Below are 15,718 nucleotides of genomic sequence, written 5' to 3'. Positions count from 1 at the left end.
CCAGCAGGCTGGACCCGCCGCGCCAGGCGTCGGCGAAGTCGAGGGCGACGGCGGGACGGCGCCCGGCCGTGCGGACCACCCAGCGGCGGCCCGGGAGCCGGTCCTGGAGGCCGAGGTGGTTCCATTCGGCGGCCGAGGTCACCTTGCCGCGGTCGTACCAGCGCAGGCCGTGCCCGGTGTTGAACGAGGTCGCGAACGGCAGCCGGTCGACCGTCGAGCGGTCGGCGACCACCGTCGCCGGGGCGCGCCAGCCGTCCGTGTCGGGCTGCGCCGGATCGAGCGAACGGCCGGTCCAGAACCGGTCGTCGGCCGCGTGGAACTGCGCCGGGGTGCGGCCCGCGGGCAACTGGTTGCGGGTCCACTCGGGCCGGTAGAGGCCGTACGAGACGATGTGCTCCCGGTCCCGGGGGACGATGGCGTCCCAGTCCACCGAGGTGTTCCACCCCTTGGCCTCGACGTCGACGCCCGCCCACAGCTCGTAGCGGTCGCGCCCGAGCCGCCCCGCCAGATCGCCCGAGGCGGCGAGGGTCCCGGGCGACCAGCGGAAGTCCACGAACATCGCGTCGGTGCTGCGGAAGAAGTCCTGGTTGCGGCCGTTGAGCGCGCCCTGCCAGCCCACCGAGCCGTCGACGGCCATCGCGTCGTACCAGGTGAGCCGCAGCCCCGCGGCCTCGCCGCGCTGGTGGAGGTCGCGTACGAAGGCGAGCATCTCGGCGCCGAGGGCCGCGTCGCCACCGTCGGTCTCGGCGTTCACGAACCAGCCGTCGAAGCCGTACGCGGTGGCGACCTCGACCAGTTTGGCCGCCAGCGGAAAGCGGCCCAGCGAGTCGCGCCGCACCAGGTCGCGGGTCCAGCGCAGCTCGCCGCCCCAGGCGGTCGGCGGCAGGAAGACGGTGCCGAGCACGGGCACACCGTTGCGGTGGGCCGCGTCCACGATGGGGGCGTTGGGCGCCAGGATCAGCCCCTCCCCCGCCGAACCGCCCCAGAAGACCAGCTCGTCGAGGTAGGCCCAGTGGGTGAGGGCGTAGTAGTCGGCGGTGGCGGCCCCTTGGGACGGGTTGCCCGCGGTGTGCTCGAAGGAGACGAGCGCCTGGATACGGGCCTGCCCACTGCGGGCGGTCCGGTTGACCGGCACCGGTGTGAACCGCTCGGCGAGCGGCACGGACGCGGAGTTGAAGGCGAGGTCCCTGTCGTCCTCGGCCCGCCAGTCCTTCAGGCTCCGCCAGGTGATCCCGGGGCCCGGCGTACCGGAGGGGAGGGAGTCGGGGTACCAGTAGGAGGCGTGGGGCCGGAGGCCGGCGGGCGGGCCGTCGGCGGCGCGAGCGACAGGAGCTGGAAGGACGACAGCGGCGGCGGTCGCGGCGCCCGTGAGGACGACGGCGCGCCTGGAGGGGTGGTGGGTCATGGTGGTGTCTCCGTTTCGGGTCGAGGGTCGTGGAGGACTGCGTCGGTCGACCTGAAGGGGCGCGGGGCTGTGCCATGTACGGCTCCGCCGCGCGGCCGAAACCGCACTCACGAACGGCCGAGCACGGCGCCCGGCACCACCACCTCCTCGATCCCGCGCTGCGCCAGGTGCTCCTTGTCGTCGGCCCGACTCGCGAGAACGGCGGTGGGCCGCACCCCGTCCGCCACCAGCCGGGCGAACGCCTCGAACACCGGCCCTCCGGGCGCACAGACGGATCGGCGCGGCGCCAGGACGTCGTCCCCCGCGTCGACCACCAGCGCGGTCGTACGCGGCGCGGGCGCATGCACCCGCCCCCGCCACTCCTCGGCGATCCGGGCCACCGCGGCGCCCGCGGGCTTGACCCGCCCGTCGCTGGTCAACAACCCGAGGCTGTACTCCAGTTCGGGGAAGTCCGCCAGCGACCGGTCCACGTCGTGCGAGCACCACCACGTGACCCCCCACAGATCCGCGCAGTCCAGCGCGTTGACCACGGTCGCCTCGGTGAACGCGGCCGCGTGCGCGGCCGGGATCAGCGGGGCGGGCGCGCCGACCTCCTGGAGCCACACCGGCCTGCGCGGGTCGTCCGCCCAGGCCTTCGACAGCTCGACGAGGTACGCGGCGTGGTGCTCGGTGGCCGTACCGGTGCGCCCGTGCGCCTGGGCCGTGCCGTTGAACACCCATGAGTGCACGGTGGTCATGGCACCGAGCCGGGCGGCGTGCGCGGGGGTGAAGGGCTGGTCGTCCTGGTACCAGGCGGCGTCGTACTCGGCGTGCACATGGGGCTTGCCGGGGGCGCCCTCCTCGCACGCGGCGAGCATCCGGTCCACCCAGGCTTCGGCCTGCGCGGGCGTGATGCGGTCGGGGTCGGGGTGCGGCCCGGCCGCGAACTGGTTGATCTCGTTGCCGAGCGTCATCCCGATGAAGTGGGGCCGGTCCGCGAGCGCGCCCGCGAGGGTGCGCAGCAGCGCGGCCTGCCCGTCGAGCACGTCGGGGTCGGTGAAGAGGCCGCGCCGGTGCCAGGTCTGGGTCCAGGCGGGCAGGAAGTCGAAGCTGGACAGATGGCCCTGGAGCCCGTCGACGTTGACGTCGAGGCCGCGTTCGCCCGCCGCGTCGGCGAGCTGGACCAGCTGCTCGACCGCGCGCGGCCGGATCAGGGTGCGGTTGGGCTGGAAATACGGCCATACCGGGAAGACCCGGATGTGGTCGAGGCCGAGCGCCGCGATCGCGTCGAGGTCGGCGCGTACGGCGTCGAGGTCGAAGTCGAGCCAGTGGTGGAACCACCCCTGGCCGGGCGTGTAGTTGGCGCCGAAGCGCACGGCAGCAGGCATGCGGGCCTGTGGTGAAGGCATGCGGGTCCGTTCTGTGGGCGTGCCGCGGGCGAAGGGGGCGGGGCTCAGCCCTTGACGGCTCCCTCGCCGACGCCGCGGAAGAAGTAACGCTGCAGACAGGCGAAGAGCACGATGAGGGGGGCGACGGCGATGACCGTGCCCGCCGCGACGAGCCGTTCGTCGTTGGCGAAGGTGCCGTGCAGATAGTTCAGGCCGATGGTGAGGGTGAAGCGGTCCGGGTCGCTGAGGACGATCAGCGGCCACAGGAAGTCGTCCCAGGCGCCCATGAAGGCGAAGATGGCGACCACGGCGAGGGTGCCCCGGACGGCGGGCAGGGCGATCCGCAGATAGCGCTGCCAGGCGTTGGCGCCGTCGACGTACGCCGCTTCCTCCACCTCGTACGGGAGGTTGAGGAAGGCGTTGCGCATCAGCAGGACGTTCATCGCGCCGATGGAGCCGGGCAGCAGGACCGCGATCAGGGTGTTGTTGAGGCCGAGGTCCCGCATGGTGGTGAACTGGGCGATGATGATGCCCTCGACGGGGACCAGCATGGCGAGGATGAACGCGAGGGTCGCCGCCCGGCGGCCCCGGAAGCGCATCCGGGCCAGCGCGTACCCGGCGAGCGAGGCGCCGACGCAGTTGGTGACGACGTTGGCGGCGGCGACCTTCAGCGAGTTCAGGGCATAGTCCCAGACCGGGATGGTGTCGGCCACGCGCGTGTAGTTGTCGAAGGTCGGGTGGCCGGGCAGGAACTTGGGCGGGGAGCTGAAGATGTCCTCGTGCGGGCCCTTGAGCGAGGTGGACAGCTGCCAGAGGAAGGGGCCCACGGTGAGGGCCAGGACCACCAGGAGCAGGAAGTAGCGCAGCAGGAGCTGCCAGAGGGGGACGCGCCTCCCTTCCGCGTCGGTGACGCCCTTGTGGCGGCGCACGGCGGGCGTCCCGCCCGTACGGGACTCCGCCCCGGTGTCGGTGTCGGTCCTCACGCGTCCTCCCTCCGGTCCGCCCGCAGGACGAGCAGCATCAGTGCGACGGTGACGACGAAGACGACCACGGAGATCGCCGAGGCGTAGCCGACCCGTCCGGTGAGGCCAGTGCCGACGCGCTGGACGAGCATCACCAGCGTGGTGTCCTCGCCCGCGGGACCGCCGCTGGGGCCGGCCATCAGATAGACCTCGGAGAAGACCTTGAACGCCGACACCGAGGAGAGCGCGGCGACCAGGACCATGGTGGAGCGCAGCGCGGGCACGGTGACGGTGAAGAAGCGGCGTACCGCCCCTGCCCCGTCGACCGCGGCGGCCTCGTGGAGTTCGCGCGGCACATTGGCCAGCGCCGCCAAGTAAATGATCATGTAGTAGCCGAGGCCCTTCCAGACCGTGACGGCCATCGCGCTGCACAGCAGCAGCCACTGGTCGCTGAGGAAGCCGACCTTGCCGACGCCCACCGCCTCCAGGACCGAGTTGATCAGCCCCCGGTCGTCGAGCATCCACACCCAGATGAGGCCGACCACGACGATGGAGGCCACCACCGGGGTGTAGAACGCCGCCCGGAAGAAGGCGATGCCGGGGATGTGCCGCTGGACGAGCATCGCGAGCAGCAGCGGCAGGATGACGAGGGCCGGGACGACGCCGAGGACGTACAGCGTGCTGTTGCGCAGACCGGTCCAGAACATCTCGTCGTGCCACAGCTCGCGGAAGTTGGCGAGGCCGACGTAGTGGCCGGGCACCAGGGTGCGGCGGTCCGTGAAGGCGTTCACCACGGTGCTGACGAACGGGTACAGGCTGAACACGCCGACGACGAGCAGTCCGGGCGCCGCGAACAGCCAGGGGCTGGACGGCAGATGGCGCCGGATGCGGCGGCCGGCCCGGCGCGGCCCGGAGCGGGGGCTCCGGGCCGCGGAGGCGGCGGCGAGGGTGCCGGACGGGTCCGCCGTGGCGGCGGTGGAGCTGTTCACGTACGGCTCAGCTCTGCTTCAGCAGCTGGTCGCAGGCCTTGACAGCGTTGTCAAGCGCTTCCTTGGGGCTCTCCTTGCCCTGGAGCGCCTTGGCCACCTCGTTGCGCAGCGCGGTCTTCATCTGCTCGCTGAACAGCACCGGCGTGTAGTTGACCGCCGTCTTCAGGGACTTGGCGGCGGCGATCCGCACCCGGGTCTCGTCGGTGCCGTCCTCCTTGGTGAAGTACGGGTCGTCGAGCGAGCCGGCGGTGCTGGGGAAGATGGCGACCTTCTTGGCGAACTCCATCTGGCGGGTCGCGTCGGTCACGAAGTGCGCGAAGGCGACGGCCGCGGGCTTCTGCTTGCTCTTGGAGTTCACCATGACGCCCATGACGTACATGTTCGCCTTGCCGGTGCTGGTGACCTGGTCGGTGATCCCGATGTTCTTGTAGAGCGTCGGGGCCTGCTTCTTGAAGTTGGCGAGGTCGAGGGCGCTGCCGGGGTTCATGGACACCGACTCGGTGAGGAACTTGTGGCCGGCCGACTCCGGGGTGGCGGTCAGCGCCTGCGGGTCGAGCGCCTTCGCGTCGTACAACTCCTTGTACTTGGTGAGCAGTTCGACGCCCTTGGCGTCGTTGAACGCGAAGCCGTCGCCACTCTTGTTCATCTGCCCGACGCCGTAGCGCCCGAAGTCCTCGATGGTCGGGACGTTGGCGAAGGTGGCCACCTTGCCGTCGCTCTGCCGCGCCATCCTCAGCCCGTCGGCGAAGACCTCCTCGTACGTCTTCGGGGGCTTCTCCGCGTCCAGGCCCGCGTCCTTGAACAGCCGCTTGTTGTAGAACATCGGGCCGGTGTTGAGGTACCAGGGGAAGGCGTACGTACCCTGCAGACCGGGTATCTGGTGGCTCTGCCAGGCGCCGGGCAGATACTCCTTGCGGTACTCGGAAGCCGCCTTGTCGAGGTCGAGCCCGAGACCGGCCTTGGCGAGCGGGGCCACCAGGTCCGGCGAGACGTTGACGACGTCGGGGAGCGTGCCGCCGGCGGCGTCGGCGCTGATCTTGTCGGCGTAGCCCTCGGCGGGCCGGTCGACCCACTTCACCTCGGTGCCGGGGTACTTCTTCCGGAAGTCCGCGATCACGCCGTTGAAGTAGTCCTTGAAGTTCGCCTGGAGGTTCCAGGTCTGGAAGGTGATCTTTCCTTCGACCTTGCCGGACGCGTCGGAGGAACCCGAGTCGGAGTCGCTGGAGCAGGCGCTCAGCGGCAGGACGGCGGCGAGGACGGCGGCAGCGGCGAGTGCCCTGCGGGAGATGCGCACGGTGTACGGCTCCTTTGCTCGGACCAGACGTGCGGACTGGCGGAGGCCGGGCTCGCACCGGGGCCCGGGGCTCTCCCCCGGAAAGACGCGGTACCGGACGCTCACATCGGCAGACTTTGCGGTGCGATTCTTCAAAAAGTCAATAGGCAGCCTCAGTTGGATGACATATACGCAGGTCACCGGTGTGCGCTGGGGTAGTTGCAGCGATCTACTAATGCGCTTTAGAGTCATAGGGCTCAAGCGCTTTAGTACGCTGGGGCATTCACCGGCCGCAGCCCGGCCGGATCCAGCGGGAAAGGGGCACGGGTGACGGACAGCCCGCCGTCCGGCAAGGACACGCAGGCGGCCCGGCGCACTCCGGCGCGCCGTCCGACGATGAAGGACATCGCCCAGCGGGCCGGGGTGTCGGAGAGCGCGGTGTCGTTCGCGCTCAACGACCGCCCCGGCGTCTCCGAGGTCACCCGGGACCGGGTCCGCCGGGTCGCCGAGCAGCTGGGCTGGCGGCCGAGCACGGCGGCCCGGGCGCTCTCCGGCGAGGGCGCGGCCACGGTCGGCCTGGTGGTCGCGCGCCCGGCGGCGACCCTCGGGGTCGACTCGTTCTTCCTCCAGCTGATCTCCGGCATCCAGGAGGTCCTGGCGGAGCGTCAACTCGGCCTGCTCTTCCAGGTGGTGGAGGACGTGCAGGCGGAGTGCGCGGTGTACCGGCGGTGGTGGGCCGAGCACCGCGTGGACGGCGTCCTGGTGGTGGACCCGCGCACCGACGACCCGCGCCCGGAGCTGCTCGACGAGCTCGGGCTGCCGGGCGTCGTCATCGGCGGGCTCCCGGGGGCGCACCCCAACCTGTCGCAGGTGCGCGCCGACGACACCGGGGCGATGGCGGCGGTCGTCGGCCGGCTGTACGAGCTGGGCCACCGCAGAGTCGTGCACATCGCGGGCCTGGACTCACTGGCCCACACCGACCGCCGTATCCGCTCCCTGCGCGCCGAGGCCGAGCGGCGGGGACTCACCGGGGTGCGCTCGGTGGCCACGGACTACTCCGACACCGAGGGTGCGGCGGTGACCCGCCGGGTGCTGGGCGGGGAGGCGGCGCCGACCGCGCTGGTCTACGACAACGACGTGATGGCGGCGGCCGGCGCGGCCGTGGTGGCGGGGCTCGGCCTCTCGGTGCCGGGTGACGTCTCGATCGTGTCGTGGGAGGACTCGGTGCTGTGCCGGATGGTCCACCCGTGGCTCACCGCGCTCTCCCGGGACACCATCGCGTTCGGGCGGCTCGCCGCACGGGAGCTGACGGCGCTGCTCGACGGCGCCGCCGCCCGGTCGGTCCCGATGCCGCTGCCCCGGCTGATCGAGCGGGAGAGCACCGCTCCCCCGCCGCCGCTCACCGGGGCCTGAGCAGCAGGAGCGCCACGTCGTCGCTGCGCCCCTGGGTCTCCTGGACATGGCGTACGAGGCTGTCGGCGACCTCCTCCAGGGGGCGCCCGCCCACCTCGGCGAGCCGGTCGGCGACGGCGGCCACCGACTCGTCGAGGTCGACGCCCGAGACCTCGACGAGGCCGTCGGTGTACAGGGCGAGGACCGACCCGGGCGGCAGTGGCACCTCCGTGGTCGGGTAGACGGCGTCGGCCTCGATGCCGAGGAGCGGGCCGCCCGCCAGATCCAGCGGGCGCACTCGGCCGTCCGGGTCCCTGAGCAGCGGCTGGGGGTGTCCGGCGCGGGCCAGCAGGGCGCGGCCCCGAGCGGTGTCCAGATGCAGGTAGATACAGCTGGCGAAGCGCTCGGCGGCGAGGTCGACGAGGAGGCGGTTGGTGGACTCCATGACGCGGCCGGGGCTCTGGCCGACGGCGGTGTAGGCGCGGACGGCGGTGCGGACCTGACCCATCAGACCCGCCGCGGTGACGTTGTGGCCCTGGACGTCCCCGATCACGGCGGCGGCCGCGGAGCCGACGGGCAGCAGGTCGTAGAAGTCGCCGCCGATGTCCATGCCCTGGGTGGCCGGCAGATAGCGCGCGGCCACCTCCAGGCCGGGCAGGTCCGGCAGGGTGTGCGGCAGCAGGGCCTCCTGGAGGCCGTGGGCGAGCCGGTGCTTGGCGTCGTAGAGGCGCGCCCGCTCCAGGGCCTGGGCGATCAGCCCGCCCACACTGGTCAGCACCGCGCGCTCCTCGGCCGTGAAGGCGCGCTCCTCGGCGTAGCCCAGCACACAGGTGCCCACGGCGCGGCCGGAGGCGATGAGCGGCAGATAGGCCCAGGCGGCCATGCCGTCGGGGGTGGCGTACCGGACCGGGTAGAGCCGCTCCAGCTGCCCGCGCGACTCGTAGAACCCCGGTACGCCGGTGAGCAGAGCGCGCACGCCCGGCGTGTGGGCGCTCAGCGGCATCCCGTCGAACCGCTCCACCACCGAGGGGTCCTCGTAGCCGCGCTGCCCCAGGACGTGCAGCCGCCCGCCGGAGGAGCCGAGCATGACCAGGGTCCGGCTGCCCACGGCCGGCATGATCTCGTCGGCCACCAGGTCGATCACGTCCCGTACGCCCACGGCCTCGGTCAGGGCGCTGGCCAGGCTCAGCACGTGCGAGATGGTCACCAGCCGCCCCGGCCCCTCCCCCGCGTCGCGCTGCGGACGGCCGCCCCGGGGCGTGGCGCGGGCCCGGGTGATGCGCACGCTGAGGCCGGTGGTGCTCGGGTAGAGCCGGAAGGAGAGCCAGTCGCCGGGCGGGTGCAGCGCCACGAACGAGGTGATCCGCTGGCTGAGCAGGGCCGCCCGGTAGCGGTCCTCGTACATCGGGTCGTTCAGCCACGGCAGGGTCACCCACGGCGGGGTGCCGAGCAGCCGCTCGACCGGGACGCCGAGCAGGTCGGCGGCCGCCTGGTTGGCGTACTCGACGCGCCCGTCGATGTCGAGCGCGCACAGCCCGTACGGCAGGCGTGCGGCCATCCGGGCGGCCTCGGCGGCGCGGGACTCCCCCGCGGGCGGCTCCACCGGGCGCACGCCGGACTCCGGCAGCACCGGTCTGCCCTGGCCCGCGGCCCACTCCATGTACTCGGCGAGCCGGTCGCAGGCGGCGGCGAGGCGCTCGCGCTCGTGGCGGGAGAGGTCCGGCGGGTGTGAGCCGGGCCAGGTGGTGTAGACGGCCCCGTAGACGGTGTCGGCGGTGGCCACGGGGAGCGCGGCCAGGGCGAAGGGGTAGGGCAGCACGACCGCGATCCGGGGGTAGCGGCCGGCCATCTCCTCCTCGCCGCCGACCCAGACGAGACGCCGCTCGCGGGCCGCGTCGGCGACCGGGATGGGGGCGGCGAGCCCGACGCGCTCCCAGGGCGCGGCGAACACCCTGGGCAGCCCCGCGATCGCGGCCATGACCAGGACCTTCTCGCCGGGATCGAGCACATAGACGGCACCGGAGTGGGCCTGGACGTCGTCGAGCAGCCCGGTCAGCACCCGGGACAGGACCGCCTGGTGCGGGGGCGCGCGGTCGGGCGGGGGGCCGGGCGCATCCCGGTCGGGCACGGCGGACCACCTCCTCCACGGCCGCGCGTGGACACCTCTGGAAGCTCCAGGCTGCCCGCCGGCGGCCGTCCGCGCACGGCGAGAGCGCCCGGCGGCGGGGTCCGGAGGCGCGGCGGGAGCCGACCGGGGGACAGCGCCTACGCCCGCCCCGCCGGGCACCTGGGTGTCGCCCCGAACAAGGGGGACACCAGCGTCCCCTGCCAGGCGGGGGTGTGCGACTACCGTCTGGACGTGCGCGGCGGCTGGTACGACGCGGGCGACCAGGGCAAGTACGTGGTCAACGGCGGTATATCCGTCTGGGAGATCGTCAACTCCTTCGAGCGGGCCCGCCGTTCGGGGAGCGAGGCGGCGCTCGGCGACGGGACACTGCGGGTGCCGGAGCGCGGCAACGGGGTACCGGACGTGCTGGACGAGGCCCGCTGGGAGCTGGATTTCCTGCTGCGTATGCAGGTTCCGGTGGGCAGGCCGATGGCCGGGATGGCGTTCCACAAGATGCACGACGCCCAGTGGACCGCACTGCCGACTCGGCCCGAACTCGACGACGCGCAGCGTGAGGTGCACCGCCCCTCCACCGCGGCCACGCTGAACCTGGCGGCCACGGCCGCACAGTGTGCCAGGGCGTACGCGCCCTACGACGCCGCGTTCGCCGCCCGCTGCCTGGACGCGGCCCGCCGTGCCTGGACGGCCGCCAAGGCCAACCCCGATGTGCTCGCCCCGGCGACCGACAACACTGGCGGCGGTGCGTACGAGGACGCCGACGTCTCCGACGAGTTCTACTGGGCGGCGGCCGAACTCCTCGCCACCACCGGAGAATCGGCGTACCGGGACGCTGTCGTCTCCTCGCCCCATCACGCCAAACCGGTCGACGGGTTCTGGTGGGGCGGCACCGCGACACTGGGCCGGATCACCCTCGCCACGGTCCCCGGCGTGGCTCTGCCCGCCGATGATCTGGCCCGGGTGCGCGGCCTGCTCACCACGGCAGCCGACAGCCACCTGTCCACCATGGCCCGCCAGGGCTACGCGGTGCCCATCCCGGCCGACGGCTACGTATGGGGCTCCAACAGCTCCGTCGCCAACAACGCGATGGTGCTCGCCGTCGCCTACGAGCTGACCGGCGCACAGCGGTACCGCGCGGGAGCGCTGGAATCGCTGGACTATCTGCTCGGCCGCAATGCGCTCGACCTCTCCTACGTCACCGGCTACGGCGAGCGTTTCTCGCAGAACCAGCACCACCGCTTCTGGGCGCACCAGAACGACGCCTCGCTGCCGCACCCCCCGGCCGGTTCCTTCGCCGGCGGGCCGAACTCGGGCCTTGAGGACCCGGTGGCCAAGGCCCAGCTTCCGGGCTGCGCACCGGCGGCCTGCTACGTGGACGACATCGGCTCGTACTCCACCAACGAGGTGGCGATCAACTGGAACGCCTCGCTGGCGTGGCTGGCGGCCTTCGCGGCGGAGCGAAGCGGCGCCCCGGCGCTTCCCGCCGTGCAGGTGGCACCGGCGGCGGTGACGGTCGCGGAGGGCGGCTCGGCGGCGGTGGGGGTACGGCTTACGGCCGCCCCGACGCAGAACGTCACCGTGACCGTGACCCGGAGCTCCGGTGACGAGGATCTGGCCGCGACAGCGGGAAGGACGCTGGTGTTCACACCGGCCAACTGGTCGACGTCGCAGCAGGTTTCGGTGTCCGCCGCGCAGGATGACGACGCGGTGCCGGGCAGCGCGACGTTCACAGCCGGCGGGCCGGGGGTGAGGGCGGCGACGTTCACGGCGACGGAGGTGGACGACGACGCGCCGTCAGCGGTGTCGTGCGCGGTGGCGTACCGGGTCGACAACGCCTGGGGCAACGGGTTCACGGCGACGGTGACGGTGAAGAACACCGGGGCGGCGGCGATCTCGGGCTGGACGCTGGGGTGGAACTTCGCGGGCGATCAGCGGATCAGCAGCGCCTGGAACGCCACGGTGAGCCAGGCGGGCGCCGCGGTCACGGCCCGGGACGCCGGATGGAACAGCGCGCTGGCGCCCGGTGCGAGCACCAGCCTCGGGTTCCAGGCGACGTACTCGGGTACGAACGCGGTACCGACGCGATACACCCTGAACGGTGTGCTCTGCTCCTGAGCACCGACCACACCCGGTGCCTGCCGCCCATGGCGTGGGCGGCAGGCACCGGGCAGGCAACGGACTCACGGATGAGAAGCCCGAACGGTCACAGTCGGGTGCAGGCGGCGGGTGTGGTCGAGCGGGCGCACCGGACCGGTGAGGCGCAGCGGTACGCAGAGACGGGCATCAGTGCTGGAGGCGGCGATCCGCAGCTCCAGCGCGCCGGGCTCCACGATCCGGTGGCGCTCTCGACCGGTGAAAGAGGCCAGGTCGGCGGGGAGCACCAGCTCCACACGGCACGCCGCCCCCGCGGCCAGCGCGATGCGCCGGTAGCCGACCAGCCGCTGCACCGGCTGCACCACACTGGCCACCGGATCGTGCAGGTAGAGCTGGACGACCTCGCTGCCCGCCCGGTCCCCCGTGTTGCGCAGGTCGAAGGCGAGCCGGAACTCACCGTCAGTGCCGGTTTCCGCCCTCTCGACCGCCAGCCCCGACCAAGTGAATTCGCTGTAGCCGAGTCCGTGTCCGAAAGCGTAGGCGGGTGTCGGGTCGGTGCTGGAGACCTCGCTCGCCTGGGCGAGCCGCGCGGCGAGGTAGGTGGAGGGCTGGACGCCGGTGTGCGTGGGGATACTGACCGGCAGCCTTCCGGACGGGTTGACCCTCCCGCTGAGCACGCCCGCCACGGCCTGCGTACCCGCCTCGCCCGGGAAGAAGCACTGCACGATCGCTGCCGCCTCGCTCACCGCTCGCCCCAGTACGTACGGCCGACCCGCCAGCAGGGTGACCACGATCGGGGTGCCGCAGTCCAGCATGGCGTCGAGCAACTCGTTCTGGCGTCCGGGTAGTTCGAGTGTCGCGGCGTCGCAGCCCTCGCCGCTGGTGCCGCGGCCGAACAGCCCGGCCCGGTCGCCGAGGGCCAGCACCACCACGTCGGCCCGGTGGGCGGCCCGGACGGCTTCCTCGATGCCGCTCGCGTCCTCACCGTCGATGCCGACGCCGCGCACGGTCCACAGTTCACCGTCGGGGAACTCCGCCTGCAACGCCTCGTACAGCGTGGGGAGTTCGATGCCGAGCGGCACCTTCGGGTGCTGGCTTCCCACGTGCACCGGAAAGGCGTAGCAGCCGAGTACGGCGGTGGGCTCGTCGGCGTTGGGGCCGATCACCGCGATCCGGGTGGGGCGGCTCAGCGGCAGCAGGCCGTCGTTGCGCAGCAGCACCACGGCCTGTTCGGCGAGTTCGGCGGCGAGTGCCCGGTTGGCGGGCCGGTCGAGGTCGACGAGGCCGCGCAGTCCCCCGACTGCGCTCAGATCGGTGCCGGCGAGGGCGTCGGGCACGGGGTTCCAGTCCGGGTCCAGCAGCCCGAGCCGGGCCTTCTGGACCAGCACCCGGCGCAGCGCCCGGTCGATCAGCCGCTCCGGTACGAGCCCGGTGGCGACGGCGTCGAGCAGGGGCTGTCCGAAGGTCTTCACGGTCGGCAGTTCGACGTCGACGCCGCTGGTGAGAGCCAGGGCGGCGGCCTGCGACCAGTCCTCGGCGACGCCGTGCAGGGCCTTGAGGAAGGCGATGCCGAAGTAGTCGGCGACGACCGTGCCGTCGAAGCCCCAGGTGTCCCGGAGCAGACCGGTGAGCAGCGTCTCGTCGGCGGCGCTGGGGATACCGTCGGTGTCGGTGTAGGCGTGCATGACCGAGCCGGGGCGCCCTTCGCGCACAGCCATCTCGAACGGCGGCAGGATGACGTCGGCGCGCTCGCGCGGGCCCATGCCGACGGGGGCGAGATTGCGTCCGGCGCGGGAGGCGGAGTATCCGGCGAAGTGCTTGAGGGTGGCGACGATTCCGGCCGACTGAAGGCCCTGCACATAGGCCGTGGCGATGGTGCCGACCAGGTACGGGTCCTCGCCGATGGTCTCCTCCACCCGCCCCCAGCGGGCGTCGCGCACCACGTCGAGGACCGGCGCGAGGCCCTGGTGCACGCCGACGGCCCGCATGTCGCGGCCGATCGCGGCAGCCATCCGGCGCACCAGCGCCGGGTTGAAGGCGGCGCCCCAGGAAAGCGGTACGGGATAGGCCGTGGCGCCCCAGGCGGCGAAGCCCGCCAGGCACTCCTCGTGGGCGAGGGCGGGAATGCCGAAGCGGTTGGCAGCGGCGATCCGGCGCTGGGAACGCAGCAGGGAGAGGGCGCCCAGTGCCGGGTCGACCGGCGCCGTCCCGAACGGACGGGTCAGCTGGCCGAGCCCGTACGGCAGCAGGGTGTCGAGGTCGGGCGGATCCTCCATCTCGTGCTGGTGCGGCGCGATGTCGCCGCCCTCGTCGCTGGCGCCCACCCAGACGCCGAACAACTGGGCCGTCTTCTCCCGCAGGGTCATCGCCGCGATCAGCGCGTCGGCGCGGGCCCGCGGGCTGAGCGCGGTGTCCCGCCAGGCGGGAACGCCGTCCGCGGCGGGGGTCGAGGTGCCACCGGGCTCGGGGTTCGGGGTGCCGATCATTTTCCTCCCACTCCCGTCAGGCCCTGGACGAGGGCGCGGCGGGCGAACAGGTAGACGACGAGGATGGGGAGCATGGACAGCACCACGGCGCTGAGCAGTCCGGGTACGTCGACGCCGTGTTCGGTCTGGAACTCGTACAAACCCAGGGTGATGACTTTGGTGGAGTCGGACTGGGTGAGGATCAGCGGGAACAGGAAGCCGTTCCATGCCTGGAGGGCGGCGAAGACCACGATGGAGGACAGGCCGCCCCTGGACAGCGGCAGCACGAGCTGCCGGAAGACCCGGGCCGGTGAGGCTCCGTCCATCGCCATCGCCTCGTACAGCTCGGGGCTGATGTCGCGCATCGCTCCGGTGAGGACGAGTGTGCAGACCGGGAGGCAGAAGGCGGCGGTCGGCAGGATGACACCGATGAGGTGGTCGTACAGCCCCGCCTTGCTGATCAGGTAGAACATCGGCACGATCACCGCTTGGGCGGGGATCGCCAGGCCCAGCAGGAACAGCCGGAACACCCAGCCGGTGGCCCTGCCGCGGGCTCGTACGATGGCGTACGCGAGCGGCGGGACGACCAGCAGCACGATCGCGACCACGCTGGCGGTGACGGTGAGGGTGTTGAGGAAGTCCTGGCCGAAGCCGTTGGACAGGTCGGTGAGGTAGTTGCGCACGGTCCACTGGGCGGGCAGGCTGAGCGGCCCCTCGGTGGAGTAGTCGGCGCGGGTGCGGAGGGTGGCGAGCACCAGCACGTACAGCGGCAGGCCGACCAGCAGCAGCCAGACCAGCGAGCCGAACCCGGCGAGGTAGTTGGGGCGCGGGCGTATCACAGGCCCTCCGTCGTGCCGCGCATCCGGTCGTAACCGGAGAACTTGACCACAGCCAGGGAGATCAGGGTGGCGACGACCACCAGGACCAGGGCGATGGCCGATGCGGCGCCGAAGTCGTAGCTCTTGAAGGCCTTTTGGTACATGTAGAAGGCGCTCACGGTGGTGTCGGTGCCGGGGCCGCCCTGGGTGAGGATCAGCACCGTGTCGAAGGTGGTGAGCCCGCCGACGACCATCAGAACCATCGAGGTGATGATGCTGTTGCGCAGTTGCGGCAGGGTGATGTGGAAGAACTGCCGGACGGTGCCGGCGCCGTCGATCGCGGCGGCCTGGTAGAGCGCTTGGGGGATGGCCCGGGCGCCGCCCTGATAGATCAGCGCGTGCAGGGGGGTGAACTGCCACACGCCCACGAAGGTGAGTACCGCGAGGGCGCCGCTGCGGCTGCCGAGCAGGTTGCCGTCGCCGAACAGCCAGGTCAGCTGGGAGGGTACGCCGAAGTTGGGGTCCAGGACGGCCCGCCACACCACGGACACGGCGGTCGCCGACAGCAGCAGCGGGACGAAGTAGATCGCGGAGAGCACGGCCCGGTTGCGCTGGTGCCCGGCGGCCCAGACGCCGAGCAGCAGGCTGACCGGCGTCTGGGTGACCACTCCGAGGCCGGCGAGCAGCAGGGTGGTCCAGACCGACTGGGTCATCACCGGGTCGTGGATCAGCGCACTCCAGTTGGCCAGGCCGTTGAAGTGCGGCTCGCTGATGCCGTCCCAGCTGGTGAAGGAGAGTACGACGACCAGGATGAGCGGCAGGATCGCG

At 72.2% G+C, this 15,718-nt stretch carries 11 protein-coding genes; 2 read left to right on the top strand and 9 right to left on the bottom strand.

All coding sequences use genetic code 11. The annotated features are described in order from the left end of the window. The 5 genes from A8W25_RS30480 to A8W25_RS30460 form a co-directional block, all read right to left on the bottom strand. A partial coding sequence (locus A8W25_RS30480) for an endo-beta-N-acetylglucosaminidase (RefSeq protein WP_067167659.1) occupies window positions 1–1,405 on the bottom strand: 1,405 nt, incomplete at its 3' end. A gap of 107 nt (window positions 1,406–1,512) precedes the next feature. After that, window positions 1,513–2,772: a glycoside hydrolase 5 family protein gene (locus A8W25_RS30475; RefSeq protein ID WP_067167657.1), complete on the bottom strand. Its 1,260-nt coding sequence runs from the start codon at window positions 2,770–2,772 to the stop codon at window positions 1,513–1,515. A 65-nt stretch (window positions 2,773–2,837) separates the two neighbouring features. Then, complete coding sequence (locus tag A8W25_RS30470; RefSeq protein ID WP_067167664.1) at window positions 2,838–3,701, bottom strand: carbohydrate ABC transporter permease; 864 nt, start codon at window positions 3,699–3,701, stop codon at window positions 2,838–2,840. A 50-nt stretch (window positions 3,702–3,751) separates the two neighbouring features. Beyond that, window positions 3,752–4,621, bottom strand: coding sequence for a carbohydrate ABC transporter permease (locus A8W25_RS30465; protein ID WP_067167662.1), 870 nt, complete (start codon window positions 4,619–4,621; stop codon window positions 3,752–3,754). A 109-nt stretch (window positions 4,622–4,730) separates the two neighbouring features. Beyond that, window positions 4,731–6,017: an extracellular solute-binding protein gene (locus tag A8W25_RS30460; RefSeq protein ID WP_067167655.1), complete on the bottom strand. Its 1,287-nt coding sequence runs from the start codon at window positions 6,015–6,017 to the stop codon at window positions 4,731–4,733. 375 nt (window positions 6,018–6,392) lie between these two features. On the opposite strand from A8W25_RS30460, the gene A8W25_RS30455 reads away from it, so the two are divergent. Then, window positions 6,393–7,409 (top strand): LacI family DNA-binding transcriptional regulator, encoded by a 1,017-nt coding sequence (locus tag A8W25_RS30455; RefSeq protein ID WP_067167660.1) that lies wholly within the window; start codon window positions 6,393–6,395, stop codon window positions 7,407–7,409. On the opposite strand, the gene A8W25_RS30450 is transcribed toward A8W25_RS30455, so the two are convergent. Beyond that, on the bottom strand, window positions 7,396–9,516 hold the full coding sequence (locus A8W25_RS30450) for a SpoIIE family protein phosphatase (RefSeq protein WP_067167653.1): 2,121 nt from the start codon (window positions 9,514–9,516) through the stop codon (window positions 7,396–7,398). The genes A8W25_RS30455 and A8W25_RS30450 overlap by 14 nt on opposite strands. On the opposite strand from A8W25_RS30450, the gene A8W25_RS35505 reads away from it, so the two are divergent. Then, the gene (locus A8W25_RS35505) at window positions 9,412–11,628 is read left to right on the top strand and encodes a glycoside hydrolase family 9 protein (RefSeq protein WP_420708539.1); all 2,217 of its coding nucleotides are present in this window, start codon (window positions 9,412–9,414) and stop codon (window positions 11,626–11,628) included. The two genes, A8W25_RS30450 and A8W25_RS35505, sit on opposite strands and share 105 nt — an antisense overlap. Window positions 11,629–11,693: 65 nt before the next feature. On the opposite strand, the gene A8W25_RS30440 is transcribed toward A8W25_RS35505, so the two are convergent. The 3 genes from A8W25_RS30440 to A8W25_RS30430 all read right to left on the bottom strand — a co-directional run. Further along, on the bottom strand, window positions 11,694–14,093 hold the full coding sequence (locus A8W25_RS30440) for a beta-glucosidase family protein (RefSeq protein WP_067157599.1): 2,400 nt from the start codon (window positions 14,091–14,093) through the stop codon (window positions 11,694–11,696). Next, the gene (locus tag A8W25_RS30435; protein ID WP_067160736.1) at window positions 14,090–14,908 is read right to left on the bottom strand and encodes a carbohydrate ABC transporter permease; all 819 of its coding nucleotides are present in this window, start codon (window positions 14,906–14,908) and stop codon (window positions 14,090–14,092) included. The genes A8W25_RS30440 and A8W25_RS30435 overlap by 4 nt, the downstream gene beginning before the upstream one ends. Further along, window positions 14,908–15,718: carbohydrate ABC transporter permease (locus A8W25_RS30430; RefSeq protein ID WP_067167652.1), on the bottom strand; the 811-nt coding region annotated here is incomplete at its 5' end. The genes A8W25_RS30435 and A8W25_RS30430, both read right to left, overlap by 1 nt.

Origin of the sequence: Streptomyces sp. ERV7 (genome assembly GCF_001653515.1) — a bacterium.
Lineage (GTDB): Bacteria > Actinomycetota > Actinomycetes > Streptomycetales > Streptomycetaceae > Streptomyces.
The sequence above is the reverse complement of the archived record's forward strand: the minus strand, read 5'-3'. Positions and strand labels throughout refer to the sequence as shown.

Excerpts from the sequence above, each read along its gene's own strand:
- A8W25_RS30475 (WP_067167657.1), bottom strand. The coding sequence starts at position 2,772 with ATGCCTGCTGCCGTGCGCTTCGGCGCCAACTACACGCCCGGCCAGGGG.
- A8W25_RS30440 (WP_067157599.1), bottom strand. The coding sequence starts at position 14,093 with ATGATCGGCACCCCGAACCCCGAGCCCGGTGGCACCTCGACCCCCGCC.
- A8W25_RS30455 (WP_067167660.1), top strand. The coding sequence starts at position 6,393 with ATGAAGGACATCGCCCAGCGGGCCGGGGTGTCGGAGAGCGCGGTGTCG.